We start from the raw sequence: 13,761 nt of genomic DNA, 5'->3' as shown, positions 1-13,761 counted from the left end.
AAATTAAAATTACTGAATATAAACATAAATGCCTAAAAGATTTCCAGAGTGGGTAAACACTGAAGTTGTGATTAAAGCGATAAAAATGAGAGAGGAAGGAATGCTTTCAAAACAACTCAATTTATGGATAGAAAACCTATTAGAAATCGAAAAAAAGTAAATATTTAAGAAAAACTATTAATAATTCTTAGAGCGGCCATTGCTGCTCCGTAACCATTATCTATATTCATAACTGCAATACCTGGCGAACAGCTTGATAACATACTATTTAAAGCACTTTCTCCATTTTTGCTAACTCCATATCCGACAGATACAGGTACTGCAATTATCGGTTGTGCCAACAATCCTCCAACAACAGTTGCCAAAGCTCCCTCCATTCCAGCACAAACTATCAATACATCACATTTATTAATCTCTTCTAACTGACTGATTAATCGATGCAGTCCTGCCACTCCAACATCTATAAAAGATTGACAATTAACTCCATAAATTTCAAGAGCCAATTGAGCTTCAAGTGTTACAGGCACATCACTTGAGCCTCCTGAAATTATGGCAACTTTTTTATTTGTATTTATTTTATTCAGATTTTTCCCAATTATTAAGCATCTTGCTTCTTCATAGAATCGTGAATCATCATACAAATCTAAAAGATAATTAGCCTTTTCACTATTAATCCTTGTAATGAAAACAACCTCATTTTTACTTAATACGCTTTCAGATAATCTCTTTAATTGGTCGATACTCTTGTCTTGACCCCAAATGGCTTCAATGAGTCCAAGCCTCTCTCTTCTTTGGAAATCAAATCTTATGTCAGAATTCATCCTTGCTTATCTAATTCTCCCTCATAAATTAATTTAAAAGGATTTACTTTTACATTTAGAGCAGTCTTAACATTATCTTCAAATTTTTGTTGGACTATATTTACTTCTGACATTGGTATATTTTTCCATAATTTTTTACTTTTCCAATTTACCAATATTAAAGCTTCTTCTTTTTCTTTATCCCAAAACAATTGTCTCCCTAAAAAACCATCTTGAGAAGATAACCATGGCTCCCATATTTCTTTTTCAGCATTCAACCATGTTGCTTTTGCATCGGCAGGGACTTTAAGTCTTAATTCCTCTATGACCATTTCACTTTGATAATTATCCATAGGAAGAGCTTTTAAGTTAGGAATATCAGACTGAAAAATTAAAACTATTAAGCATATTAATGCTAAATAAAATCGTTGGAAATTTTTTTTCAAATTTAAATTTAATTTCATTTTTTCTCCAATAGCACTACTGAATGGCAACTTATACCCTCTTCTCTTCCTTCTGGGCCCATTTTTTCATTCGTGGTTGCTTTAATCCCAATTAAATTCTCATTGATATTTAAGGTTTCAGATATATTTTTTTTCATAAGTTTAATATGCGACATGATTTTTGGCCTTTCAGCTATAAGAACACTATCAATATTATTTATTTCCCAACCATCTTGTCTTATCAATTCAATTACTTTTGATAACAACAACAAGCTATTAGCATTTTTCCACTTTTCATCAGATGGTGGGAAATACTTTCCAATATCGCCTAGAGAAAGTGCGCCCAATAATGCATCCATTATTGAATGACTTAAAACATCAGCATCACTATGACCATCTAATCCTAATTTATCCGGATGGTGCAATTTTACACCACCAATAATTAAATCTCTATCCTTTACTAGTCTGTGAATATCGTATCCATTACCTATTCTGAAATTCATAAATTGATTAGACTCTTTTATTATTGTCTTACTTTGTGGCGATTTTTTATAGTTTTCATTTGAAATCAAATCACTTCTTCTCTCCAATGTTCTTTCAATACTTTTTTGCCTTCTCCAGGATTTAATCTCTTCATGGTTACCACTAACTAAAACATCTGGTACTTTCATATCCTTAAAAATTAATGGCCTCGTGTAGTGAGGATATTCTAATAAAGAAGAATTATGACTTTCATCCACTAAGGAGTCTGGATCACCAAGAGTCCCTGGTAATAATCTAGTCAAACCATTAATTACTGAGATAGCAGGTATTTCACCTCCTGAAAGCACATAATCACCTATCGATATCTCTTCATCAGCTAAACATCTAATCCTTTCATCAAAACCTTCATATTGACCACAAATAATGATAATTTGATCCAAAGCTGACCATCTCGTAAGATATTCCTGCTTTAAGACTTTACCCTGAGGGGTCATCAACAAAGTTTTACTTTTAGATGACTTTTTAATTGATTCATACGCCTTAAAAATAGGTTCTGGTTTCAAAACCATTCCTGCTCCTCCTCCATAAGGCTTATCGTCAACTTGCCTATATGAACCCTCGCCAAATCCTCTTAAATCATGTAATTTCACATTAATTAGATTCTTATCTAGAGCCTTTGTTATAACTCCTAAATTATTTAATAGTTCAAAAGCTTTTGGGAATAATGTAATTACATCAAAATTGAAACTACTCATCTAGAAATCTTCCTCATAACCAAACTCAATAAGCCTTGATTCTTTTTTTCTCCAATTTGGAACAACTTTCACAAACAACTCCAAATGAACTGGACCATCAATTAATGTTGACATATTTGATCTTGATGACTGACCAATAATTTTTAACATTGAACCTTTCTTTCCAATAAGAATACCTTTTTGAGATGATCTTTCAACGATAATGGTAGCCAAAATAGCTGTAAAACTTTTTCCATTTTTTCTTTTCATTTCCTCTATCTTTTCTATCTTGACTGCAACGCTATGAGGTACTTCTTCTCTTGTATTTATTAATACCTGCTCCCTTACTAAATCAGACAACAAGTTATCTAATGGTTGGTCGCATATCGTCTCTTCCTCATAAAGTTTTGGCCCCTCCGGAAGAAAGTTAAGTACCATATCTACCAGTTCAGAACATCCTTCTCCTTTAGAAGCACTTACAATCTGAAAATTTCTATTAACTCCAAAAAATCTTCTATATTGATCTAATCGTTGATTCCTAAATTCTTTATTAACCAAATCCCACTTATTTAATGCAACAATAAACTCAGTTTTATTTCCGACTAAAAAGTTCAATATATATTCATCACCTCTGCCAGGTTCTTCACTTGAATCAATTACAAAAATCACCATATCAACCCCATTAATTGCAGATTTTGCGTTTTTTACTAATATCTCTCCAAGACGATGATGAGGTTTATGAACACCTGGTGTATCGACAAAAATTATTTGCCCATTGTTTGTAGTAAGTATTCCTTTTAATTTATTTCTAGTAGTTTGTGCTATTGGAGAAGTAATTGTTATTTTTTCTCCAATCAACTTATTTATTAAAGTAGATTTACCCACATTTGGCCTTCCTAGTAAAGTTACAAACCCAGATCTATAATTGTTCAAAGACTTTTAATACATCAATAATAAAATTCTGATCAAAAATGGAAAAAAAAACCATAAATTTAAAAGAAGCTTCTTTTACTCAGGCAATAAATATATCAGCACAATGGTGTAAAGAGTGGGGAGAAGATTTACTTAGCGAAGAGGTTTTAGCAGATAGGATTGCAGAACTAATTAAGAAAAAAAATGGGCTAAGAGGATTTTTTGCATACGCCTTATCAGATAAAAATTGTTTATTGTTAGATAAACTTCCTTTTTCACTAATTTTCAAACTGAACGAAGGTGGGGATGCTGTAGCGGAAATAATAGTAAAAAATTTAATAATGAGTTCCGCCCAAATTATTATTCATCGAAGAGATAATAATCATGAATATCAGAAAACATCAGAAAACATTTCAGATAGATGTAAAGCTATTTTGAGACTGCTAGAAACAAAGTTGGTTACGAAGACTATTAATCAATTCCTTAGAGACCTAGATAATATGGGAAATAGTTTTGATAATTCGATAAAATATGACTCAGAGCAGAAGGATTTTATAAAAAAACAATTTCTTGATATCGCACAATAAAAAAGCGTAGAAAAAATTCTACGCTTTGTAATATGAATTGAAAAAGTTTTTTAATCTCTTCTTCCACCGCCTTGAAGGGCAATCATTAATCTTAATATAAAAACGAAAAGATTTATATAAGTTAGATACATACCTAAAGCTCCTGCCAGGTATTGATCATCATTGTATCTTCTAGGCATTATGTAGAAATCTACAAAAGACATTGCAACAAACAAAACAGTACCAAATCCTGCAATTATCAATTCAAGCCCTGAACCTCCGAAAACTCCAGGAGCGAAGAATCCACCAATTAATTGAACAAACATTGCTATGAGAAGTCCTATTAACCCAAGTCCAACTACCCCACTAAGTGCTTGGCCGACGCTATCACTCATCCTTTGGCCTGTATAAGAGGCAATAACAAAAGTTATACCTGTAGCCAAGGCGGCTGTTCCGACAGAACCAATCCCAATTGTTCCTATTGCTAAAGCAACTATTCCACTTAAGGTGAATCCTGTTAATAAACTAAATCCTGTTAGTAAAGGTAAGGCTTTTGTATTATTTGCATTATTTGCAGCGCTTGTGGCAATAAAAAACAAAATAAATTCCGCAATTAAAGCAAGAATTGAAAGAGGTTGGAAAAGCCCAGGATTTGTTGCTATGAGTGAGACACCCGCTAGAACACCCAAAGAAGTTAGAACCATACCTCCACCAACGTAAGGTAAAGCTTTTTGAACAACGTTAGGCCCAATAATTGAGCTATTTTGTGCTTCACGAATAGCTTGATTGAAATTACTACTTGCTGGCATTTTTTTTATTAATTATGATTCTATTCTACTTGATTTTTAAAATTTCAGGGTACGGATCTCCAGAGTAATTCGGTTATTTATAAGCCTCAATAATTTTCTGAACTAAAGGATGACGTACTACATCTTCAACAGTCAAATAACAAAATTTTATACCTTCAGTTTCAGTGAATATCCTTGCGGCTTCGATAAGGCCACTTTCCTGATCTTTTTTTAAATCGATTTGAGTTATGTCTCCATTTACAACCATTTTCGATCTTTCACCTAATCTTGTTAAAAACATTCTCATTTGAGAACAAGTTGTGTTCTGCGCTTCATCTAAGATAACTAAGGATTTATCTAAGGTTCTGCCTCTCATGAATGCTAAAGGAGCCACTTCAATAGTTCCTTTATCAATTAAGGAATTTGTTCTATCAAATCCAAAAATACTATGTAAAGAATCAAACAAGGGTCTTAAATATGGATCTACTTTTTGTTGCAGATCGCCAGGCAGAAATCCTAAACTTTCTCCTGCTTCTACAGCTGGTCTGGTTAGAATGATTTTTTCAATTTTTTTCTCGTTCAATAGTCTTGCTGCGCAAACAGTTGCTAAAAATGTTTTACCAGTTCCAGCCGGACCAATTGCAAAAGTAAGATCAAAGTTCTCAATTGATTCAACATATTCTTTTTGCTTGATAGTTCTTGGTCTTAAATATCTCCCTTCTTTGGAACGCGCAAGAACTTTTTTGGCAAGTTCAGCATGTGAAGATGACTCTCCTATATTTAAAGAACTTAAAGCCGCTTTAAGATCTACCTCAGGAACTTCTAAACCTTGTTCCCATATTGGTCTTGTCAGCTCGACTAATGCTGACGCTCTCTCAATCTTAGATATGACACCGTTCATCTCAAGTTGTAAGCCTCTTATAGTTAAAGAGACTCCCGTTAAAGACTCAAACTTTTTTAAAAAGGAATTTCCAGGTCCTGATAATGCTGTAGCAGCATCAGAGCTTGGCAAATCTATTGTGAAGTGACCAGTTTTGGAAACTTCCTTCATTTAGTTATTTTATAAGAATAAAAATTTATCAAAGAACTAGCTTTCTGCTTGATTACTTTCGCTTTCAGCTTTACTACTATCACCTTCTTCGTCTTTAGTTTTAGCCTTTGCTAATTTTTCCTTTTCTAACTTTGCCTTACCTATAGCAATAGAAGGTCTCTCTACTTTTTCCAATAATCCTCCTTTCTCTAGTAAGGTTCTAACAACATTAGTTGGCTGAGCACCTTGTGTAAGTCTTGTTCTTAAGGCCTCCGTGTCAAGTCTAGTTTCTTTAGTTCTTGGGTTATAAAAACCTAATTCCTGTAGAGGTCTACCATCTCTTCTGGAAGTACTATTGCATGCAACAATTCTGAAACTTGCCTCTTTTTTCTTACCAAAGCGCTTAAGGCGCAATTTAATCATCTTAAATTTAGTGAGTTTTTAATAATAATATCATTTAAAGGTAAGAATTTAGAAACTATAAATCCGCAAAACCTTTTTTCTTTTTATTAGTTTTTTGTTTCTTCATAGGTTTATTACTACCCATTCCTCCCATTCCTGGCATTCCTCCCATTCCTGGCATTCCTCCCATTCCTCCCATTCCTGGCATTCCTCCCATTCCTCCCATTCCTGGCATTCCTCCCATTCCTGGCATTCCTCCCATTCCTCCCATTCCTGGCATTCCTCCCATTCCTGGCATTCCTCCATTTGCCATTTGTTTCATGAAACCTCTCATTCTTTGAAAATCAGCTAACACTTTATCAACATCTTTTGCTTCATAGCCACTCCCCTTAGCGATTCTTTGTCTTCTTGAAGGCTGAGCTGCGAGAACCTCTGGTTTTTGTTTCTCTTCGAGAGTCATTGAAGAGATCATTGATTCTATTTTCTTTAGTTGATCTTCTCCATTTTTAATCATCCCATCATCAATTTTATTCATTCCAGGAATTAGTTTTATCAACCCTCCAAGCGATCCCATCCTTTTAATTAATCTCATTTGCTTAACAAAATCATTAAAATCAAATGTTGCTTCTTGAAGTTTCTTTTGCATTGCTTCTGCATCAGCAAGCTCTACTTCTTTTTGGGCTTTTTCAACAAGTGTCAATACATCACCCATACCTAAGATTCTGCTAGCCATTCTCTCTGGATGGAATGGTTGCAATGCCTCTATTTTTTCTCCTACTCCAATAAATTTTATTGGTTTGCCACTTATTTTTCTTATTGATAAAGCGGCACCTCCTCTTGAATCTCCATCCAACTTGGTTAGTATCGCTCCAGAGATTCCTACTTTTTCATGAAATGATTTTGTCAAGTCAGCAGCTTCTTGCCCAATCATTGAATCAACAACAAGCAAAACCTCATCAGGATTAGAAACTTCTTTTATTCGAACCATTTCACTCATCATTGATTCATCAATTTGCAATCTTCCTGCAGTATCAATAATGATCGAATCAAAATTATTTTCACTCGCATAATTCAGTGCATCCTTTGCTATCTCTTCTGGTTTACAATTTTTTCCTTCGGCCGAAAAAACTTCTAAGTCGTATTGACTTCCTAGTGTTTTAAGTTGATCAACAGCTGCTGGTCTATAAATATCTGCTGCAACCAAAAGAACTTTTTTATCTTTTTCCTTCAGGTGAAGACCTAATTTTCCTGTTGCAGTTGTTTTACCAGCTCCCTGAAGTCCAGCCATTAAAATAACGGTAGGACTATTTTCATTTTCTTCTAATGGAGAATTTTCATTCCCCATAATATTAATCAACTCTTTATTTACAACTTCTATAAATTTTTGACCTGGGTTTACACCCCTTACTACCTCTTCACCGACAGCTTTATCTTTAACATCTGAAATAAAATCTTTTACTACTGATAAACTAACATCCGCATCGAGTAATGCTCTTTTCACCTCTTTCAAGGCACTATTGATATTGTTTTCACTAATCTTTGCTTCGCCTCTTAAACCTTTTACTGCGTCTTCAAAGCGTGATGATAGTTCATCAAACATTATTTAAAAGTATTTTTAATTATTATAGATGATCCCGAAGTTTATAATTACAAGCCACTTACGAAATCAGCTAATTTCCATGATTTATTAGAAAAACCTAATATGTATTTAACTTTTAAGGGATTTATTATAGTCTCATTAACTAACTCACCCGAGTTTTTTAAAATTTTCTCTTTATATTCCAATTCAGCTTCAGCAACTATTCTCGAAGAAGTTTGTGATTTCAAAACTATCTTATCTATTCTTGAGCTAATTTCTTTATATAAACCTTTTTGTATATCTTTTTGCCTTTCATCAATAGTCCTTTTTATCAGGCCATCTTTAACAATTTTGGAAAGATTAATTTCTTTTTTCCCTGCCATATAATTGCTCTTATTTGATAACCATGTATCTATTAAATATTTTATTTCTTCTATTGAAGGTGAAGCTTTGGTAATTGCTATGACCTGCAGGGACATATTTTCGACTTTACCTGAACTGATAGATTCAGTTTGATTTGATTGATTTGAAGCTATTTTTTTATTTTCTTGAACTATATTTTCTTTAATTAGTTCTTTATCTTTATTTGCAATTTTTGATGGTTTCACTATCGTTGTATTGTCTTGATTAGATTTATTTAAACTATTTCTAAGCAGTCCGATGCCTATACCAACCCCAAATAAAATCAAAAAAGCATAGAAATAAGTAAAGTATGGAGACTTGAAAATTCCTTTGTTTTCTAAAAATTCTCCAATACTAAACTTAAATTCTGCAATTTTTTCAATTAAGTAACTATAAAAATCTAATGATTTAGTTTTGAGAGCTTTTTCCTCAAAGATATTTTCTTGAGTAATCTGCGTTTCATCTTGTACCTTAATACCTCCAGGCCAAGGCAAACTATTTTCATCTTCATATCCTTTTCTCTTCGAAGATTTTATCCCTTCTGAATTTTGATAAGATTCGTTTATGGAATTATTTTGATTATAAAGTCTTGAATTAATACTAATTTTATTTGATTTTTTTTCTAATTTTTCGATAAATTCTTGAATTTCTCTATCTTCAAACCATGAATCAAGATTCACCTCTTTTACGTCAATATCACGATAACCCACTAAAACATCATTTTCTAACCAGTTTTTACAAAAAACACATATCGCCTCTAATTTGTCTCCCCGATAATCATTTAGCCAATTTTGTAAGTTTTCATCTGTGCTACTTAAAAACCTTGCATAGGCTTGATCAATATCAGCTAATAACAAATCTAAACAACCATTTAAAGGCATTGAATCAAGCCCTGGTAAATTGATTTTTTTTAAAATTTTTCTTGCTTCAAATAATTTTTCTGGCTTTCTTCTAGAAAAACCAATTGCTATCAAGGATAGAAAAGCTAAAAATCCGGCTTCAAATGATCCTCTTTTTTGTAATTCAAGAAACAGATCTATCTGTTCTTGAACAGTTAAATATGGCTTAATTTGTTGAAAAAAAACTTCAAATTCTTGCTGATTTAGATAATTTCCATATTCAGATTTATTACTACCTTCCAAACCACCTCTCTTAATTATTAAATTTTCCAACATACTTAAACCTTTTTTATGAGACTCCTTATCACTTAAATCCCGACTAAGTAAGTCTAGGATTCTGTAAGGGAGCAGAGAAACCAAGTCTTCCTCAAGACTTTTCCTCATTTCAACAAGCTTTCCCATTCTTTGCAGAAGTTGTATACCCTCATGTAAAAAGTCTGCCGCATTTGAATAGGATCTAAGTTGTTGTTCTTGAATTGCAGAGTCTCTTGCAGTTAAAGCAGCCAATAAAGTTAAATCAGCTTCTCTACTACTTCCTAAAGCTGGGGTTTGTGGGGGCTGCAAGGCTTTTCTTGCAATTTTAAAAGCTTCTTTTGAGGAACCTGATTCCCAAAGAAGAATCAATCCTGCCACTTCTCTATTTGAAGGAAACTCCAATCCTGAGGCTCCATTAAGAAGCATATTTTCGTATTTTCTTCTGCTTTCTGGGTCTGTAAGCAAATCAGCAGTTAAGCGAAGCAATTCTGATCTTTGGGTTAAAACTTCATAAGTAAACCCTTCATCAGGGGTTTTATCTAAACGTAATTGAAAAGCTCTTAATATTTCCTCAGATGATGCAGAGGGGCTTACGCCAATTAAACGAAAATGATCTAAGGGAAGTTCCAAACAATTATCCTATTGAAAATTCTTAGATAAATTTTATCAAGTTAAAAAATTTTTTTCATATGGCTTTACAGAGTTTTTAAAAAAAATCATGAAAATCGACCTTCACGTCTTAGAATGTTATCAAATCAAAACTTCATTAAGGTATTTTCTTGGAAACACACGTAGAGAGAATTTCAAATCTTCAAGATACAAAAAAAGCGGATTTAGATCGAGAAACCGGTTTATTTCTTTATGAAGATATGATACTTGGACGCAGATTTGAAGATAAGTGTGCAGAGATGTATTACAGAGGGAAAATGTTTGGTTTCGTTCATTTATATAACGGTCAAGAAGCAATTAGCACAGGTGTAATTGGCGCAATGAAAAAAAAACACGATTGGTTTTGTAGTACCTACCGCGATCATGTCCACGCACTTAGTGCAGGTGTTCCCTCTTTTGAAGTGATGAGTGAGCTTTTCGGTAAAGCAACAGGTTGTAGTAAAGGTCGAGGCGGATCTATGCACTTATTTTCAAGAGAGCATCACTTATTAGGAGGTTATGCCTTTATTGGAGAAGGTATTCCAGTGGCTTTAGGATCGGCCTTCTCAAGTAAATACAAAAGGGAAGTTGCTGGCAATAATAGTAGTGACGCTGTAACTGCAGCATTCTTTGGAGATGGGACATGCAATAACGGACAGTTTTTTGAATGTTTAAATATGGCCCAATTATGGAAATTACCAATAATTTTTGTTGTTGAAAATAATAAATGGGCTATTGGTATGGCGCATGATAGAGCGACTAGCAATCCTGAAATCTGGAGAAAAGCCTCCGCTTTCGGAATGCATGGTGAAGAAGTTGATGGGATGGATGTATTAGCAGTTAGAGGTGCGGCTCAAAGAGCAATTGAACGTGCAAGAGCAGGCGAGGGGCCGACTCTTCTAGAATGTTTAACATATCGATATAGAGGCCATTCTCTTGCAGATCCTGATGAATTAAGGTCTGAGAAGGAGAAGGAATTTTGGGGGAAAAGAGATCCTATTAAGAAATTAGCTCAAGAAATTATTGATGGTAAATTTGCAACGCAAGAAGAATTAAAAAATATTGAAAAGAAAATAGATTCGGAGATATCAGAATCCGTTAAAAATGCTCTAGAAGCACCTGAACCTCCCTCTGACGAGTTAACAAAATATATATGGGCGGAAGATTAGTTAAATACTACTGGGTAATTTTCTAGTTAAATTTCTTAATTTTCTTAATGCCTTAAGTTCAACTTGTCTCACTCTCTCCCTAGAAACTTCTAATAATCTTCCTATTTCAGCGAGGGTATGTCTCTCATTAGCATCAAGTCCAAACCTTAATTTAATTACATGCTGTTCTTGTTCACTTAGATGGCTTAACCACTTACCAAGTTGTTCTTGATGCATTTTTTGTTCAACTTGATCTAAAGGCTCTTCGTTATTACTATCTGCGATCAAATCACCTAAAAAGCTTCTGCCATCATCCCCATTAACAGGAGCATCTAAACTACTTGTTGATAAGGCTTGCCTTAAAACAGAATCTAATTCTTCCACATCAATTTCCATTGCTTCTGCAATCTCAATTCGGCTTGGCATAGCACCAAGTTTATGAGCTAAATCTCTACTAACTTTTCTTATAGATGCTAATCTTTCACTTAAATGTACAGGCAAACGAATAGTTCGTGATTGACAAGCAATTGCTCTTGTCATACTCTGACGAATCCACCAAAAAGCATACGTGGAAAACTTGTATCCTCTTGTAGGATCGAATTTTTCAACAGCCCTCTCAAGACCGAGAGATCCTTCTTGAACAAGATCAAGAAGTTCAAGACCTTTACCTTGGTATTTTTTTGCAACACTAACAACTAATCTTAAATTAGCTTTCATCATTCTCTCTTTTGCTCTTCTTCCAATCTTTATTGTTCTTTTTTGCTGTGTTGTAAATTCTTTAATTTTTTCATTAACTTGGCCATCTTCTGTAAGGACCATCATTTTTTGAACTTGATTACCCAATTCGATTTCCTCAGCAGGGGTTAAGAGGGGAACCCTACCAATGTTTTGTAGATACCAACTTATTGGATCATTACCTCTTCTCTTTTGTGGTTCAGCTTGCGCTGGGATAGACGAAACCATATTTTTACCTAAATTGAGGTACTAAAACTTTCCTACACTTTTGAAGAAATAGCCAAATATTTAATGCGCGCTTCAGATTTCACGTAACATTTGTAAGTTTATGTGTTTAAAACTAAAAATAACTCTATTAAATTGTTTCTTTCAAGATATTTGCCTCGTTTTCCTTTTTCTCATCAATCTTGATAATGCATCTCCAATAGCAGATGCATTTGACCCCTTTTTGCACTTTGATGCGGCAAATGAATGTAAAAGTACATATTTCGCAAGAAAATCAGTTGTTATACTTTTATGACATGTTAAATCAATCGCAGCACTACCAGCAACAAATCCAAGTAAAAGATCACCTAACCCAGCTCTCGCTGTCTGAGAATCGGTTCCGAAAAGTTGCCATGCTGTATTATCGTCAGCAACTATGCTGTTAGCCCCCTTCAATAAAACACTAATATTAAATTCTTTTGCCGCTTTTAGAGCTAACCCAACATTTGTTTCACATTTTATATGTGGGAATAACCTAAAAAATTCTTTGCTATGAGGTGTAATCCATGTTTTGAATTTTCTCTCAAGGAAGAATTTTGATCCTAGTTTAGATACCGAAATTCTATTGAGTGCATCGGCGTCCAAAATCAATAACCCCTCAAAACCAATAAGGTAATCCTGTGATTTTTGCCAATCATCATTATCTATACCTATCCCTGGGCCTACTGCTAATGAATCATATGCACTTAAATCAATATTCTTTAATGCACTGAATAAAGAGGCACTTCCCATTTGATTAGATTGCATAGCTCCTTTAAGAACTATTTCTGGGGCAACTTGCCAAATAGATGTAGCAACTTGTTCAGGAAGTACCGCAGAGATACAGCCTGCACCACTTGATATAGCCCCTCTTAAAGCCAAATATGCAGCTCCTGGATATTTTTGACTTCCAGAAATTAGTAGTGTTCTTCCTCTTCTGTATTTATGGAAATTTTTTGGAAGAGAAGGTAAATCTAGATTTGCTAAGTCTTTAAAAGTAACTTTTAAAAATTTTTTTTCGACCTTAGATAAGGTACTACTATGTAGACCTATATCGATATGATGCAATTCTCCAATGAAAGGAAGCGCAGTATCTTGAATTAAACCAATCTTATTAAGACCAATAACTAAAGTGAAGTTTGCTTTTACTGCATTATCAAAGAATGGCTTTCCCCTATTAGGACATAATCCCGTAGGAACATCAATACTTACTATCTTGCCTGACTTGTTATGAAATTTTTGATTAAATAATTTAATTAATTTTTCATCAACCTTTCTTATCTGATTATTGCCAAAAACCGCATCAATCCAGAGCTCTTTACCATCTGCATTAGGAGGCTCTACTAATTTTGTGACACCAATAGATGTAAGATAATTAATGTGTTTATTTGTTAATGTTTTTTTAATAGGAAATGGGCACCATACCTTGACTAAATATCCTTTCAAGAAAAGCTCTCTCGCTATTACTGCGCCGTCCCCACCATTATGTCCAGGACCTATTGCGATAGTTATTCCGTGCTTAAGAAGAGGCTTCCTTTTTTGTAGCCATAAACTAATTTGGATCCCAGCTTTCTCCATAAGTGCTTCTTGGGGCATCCCATCTGAAAACATTTCTTTCTCTAGTATCAACATTTGCTTTGAATCAACAATCAAATGTTTTGAATCAATTGTTGGCCAACCAATTTCATTCATAA

At 33.9% G+C, this 13,761-nt stretch carries 13 protein-coding genes; 2 read left to right on the top strand and 11 right to left on the bottom strand.

Annotation, left to right across the window (positions count from 1 at the left end; all coding sequences use genetic code 11):
- Nucleotides 1-164: 164 nt before the first annotated feature.
- The 4 genes from larB to era are packed head-to-tail and all read right to left on the bottom strand — an operon-like array spanning nt 165 to nt 3,393.
- On the bottom strand, nt 165-821 hold the full coding sequence (gene larB, locus JJ847_04645) for a nickel pincer cofactor biosynthesis protein LarB (protein ID MBO6960171.1): 657 nt from the start codon (nt 819-821) through the stop codon (nt 165-167).
- Nucleotides 818-1,264, bottom strand: coding sequence for a TIGR03792 family protein (locus JJ847_04640; protein MBO6960170.1), 447 nt, complete (start codon nt 1,262-1,264; stop codon nt 818-820). The genes larB and JJ847_04640 overlap by 4 nt, the downstream gene beginning before the upstream one ends.
- Complete coding sequence (gene trmD, locus JJ847_04635; GenBank protein ID MBO6960169.1) at nt 1,261-2,481, bottom strand: tRNA (guanosine(37)-N1)-methyltransferase TrmD; 1,221 nt, start codon at nt 2,479-2,481, stop codon at nt 1,261-1,263. Before trmD ends, JJ847_04640 begins: the two co-directional genes overlap by 4 nt.
- Entirely contained in the window at nt 2,482-3,393 is a 912-nt protein-coding gene (era, locus tag JJ847_04630) for a GTPase Era (GenBank protein MBO6960168.1), read from the bottom strand.
- A 38-nt stretch (nt 3,394-3,431) separates the two neighbouring features.
- On the opposite strand from era, the gene JJ847_04625 reads away from it, so the two are divergent.
- Entirely contained in the window at nt 3,432-3,959 is a 528-nt protein-coding gene (locus tag JJ847_04625) for a hypothetical protein (GenBank protein ID MBO6960167.1), read from the top strand.
- 50 nt (nt 3,960-4,009) lie between these two features.
- Here JJ847_04625 and JJ847_04620 read toward each other — a convergent pair whose 3' ends face one another.
- The 5 genes from JJ847_04620 to JJ847_04600 form a co-directional block, all read right to left on the bottom strand.
- Nucleotides 4,010-4,747 carry a US12 family protein gene (locus tag JJ847_04620; GenBank protein ID MBO6960166.1) on the bottom strand — a complete coding sequence of 246 codons (738 nt, stop codon included), beginning with the start codon at nt 4,745-4,747 and terminating at the stop codon, nt 4,010-4,012.
- Nucleotides 4,748-4,820: 73 nt separating this feature from the next.
- On the bottom strand, nt 4,821-5,777 hold the full coding sequence (locus JJ847_04615; protein MBO6960165.1) for a PhoH family protein: 957 nt from the start codon (nt 5,775-5,777) through the stop codon (nt 4,821-4,823).
- 36 nt (nt 5,778-5,813) lie between these two features.
- Nucleotides 5,814-6,179: a 30S ribosomal protein S16 gene (gene rpsP, locus JJ847_04610; protein ID MBO6960164.1), complete on the bottom strand. Its 366-nt coding sequence runs from the start codon at nt 6,177-6,179 to the stop codon at nt 5,814-5,816.
- A 55-nt stretch (nt 6,180-6,234) separates the two neighbouring features.
- Nucleotides 6,235-7,758, bottom strand: coding sequence for a signal recognition particle protein (gene ffh / locus JJ847_04605; GenBank protein ID MBO6960163.1), 1,524 nt, complete (start codon nt 7,756-7,758; stop codon nt 6,235-6,237).
- A 47-nt stretch (nt 7,759-7,805) separates the two neighbouring features.
- Complete coding sequence (locus tag JJ847_04600) at nt 7,806-9,923, bottom strand: ARC6/PARC6 family protein (protein MBO6960162.1); 2,118 nt, start codon at nt 9,921-9,923, stop codon at nt 7,806-7,808.
- 149 nt (nt 9,924-10,072) lie between these two features.
- Between JJ847_04600 and pdhA the strand changes: the two genes are divergently transcribed.
- Nucleotides 10,073-11,110: a pyruvate dehydrogenase (acetyl-transferring) E1 component subunit alpha gene (pdhA, locus tag JJ847_04595; protein MBO6960161.1), complete on the top strand. Its 1,038-nt coding sequence runs from the start codon at nt 10,073-10,075 to the stop codon at nt 11,108-11,110.
- Here pdhA and JJ847_04590 read toward each other — a convergent pair whose 3' ends face one another.
- Both JJ847_04590 and JJ847_04585 read right to left on the bottom strand, forming a co-directional pair.
- Nucleotides 11,111-12,052 carry an RpoD/SigA family RNA polymerase sigma factor gene (locus tag JJ847_04590; protein ID MBO6960160.1) on the bottom strand — a complete coding sequence of 314 codons (942 nt, stop codon included), beginning with the start codon at nt 12,050-12,052 and terminating at the stop codon, nt 11,111-11,113. It lies immediately after the preceding gene.
- Nucleotides 12,053-12,193: 141 nt separating this feature from the next.
- Nucleotides 12,194-13,759, bottom strand: a complete 1,566-nt coding sequence (locus JJ847_04585) for an NAD(P)H-hydrate dehydratase (protein MBO6960159.1) — start codon at nt 13,757-13,759, stop codon at nt 12,194-12,196.
- Between the last annotated feature and the right edge of the window lie 2 nt (nt 13,760-13,761).

Origin of the sequence: Prochlorococcus marinus CUG1438, from assembly GCA_017644325.1 — a bacterium.
Classification (GTDB): domain Bacteria; phylum Cyanobacteriota; class Cyanobacteriia; order PCC-6307; family Cyanobiaceae; genus Prochlorococcus_A; species Prochlorococcus_A marinus_AA.
Note: the sequence above shows the minus strand (reverse complement) of the source record. Positions and strands in the feature narration are given on the sequence as shown.

Coding starts and splice junctions, on each gene's coding strand:
- larB (MBO6960171.1), bottom strand. CDS start 821: ATGAATTCTGACATAAGATTTGATTTCCAAAGAAGAGAGAGGCTTGGA.
- JJ847_04640 (MBO6960170.1), bottom strand. CDS start 1,264: ATGAAATTAAATTTAAATTTGAAAAAAAATTTCCAACGATTTTATTTA.
- trmD (MBO6960169.1), bottom strand. CDS start 2,481: ATGAGTAGTTTCAATTTTGATGTAATTACATTATTCCCAAAAGCTTTT.
- JJ847_04625 (MBO6960167.1), top strand. CDS start 3,432: ATGGAAAAAAAAACCATAAATTTAAAAGAAGCTTCTTTTACTCAGGCA.
- JJ847_04620 (MBO6960166.1), bottom strand. CDS start 4,747: ATGCCAGCAAGTAGTAATTTCAATCAAGCTATTCGTGAAGCACAAAAT.
- JJ847_04615 (MBO6960165.1), bottom strand. CDS start 5,777: ATGAAGGAAGTTTCCAAAACTGGTCACTTCACAATAGATTTGCCAAGC.
- rpsP (MBO6960164.1), bottom strand. CDS start 6,179: ATGATTAAATTGCGCCTTAAGCGCTTTGGTAAGAAAAAAGAGGCAAGT.
- ffh (MBO6960163.1), bottom strand. CDS start 7,758: ATGTTTGATGAACTATCATCACGCTTTGAAGACGCAGTAAAAGGTTTA.
- JJ847_04590 (MBO6960160.1), bottom strand. CDS start 12,052: ATGGTTTCGTCTATCCCAGCGCAAGCTGAACCACAAAAGAGAAGAGGT.
- JJ847_04585 (MBO6960159.1), bottom strand. CDS start 13,759: ATGAATGAAATTGGTTGGCCAACAATTGATTCAAAACATTTGATTGTT.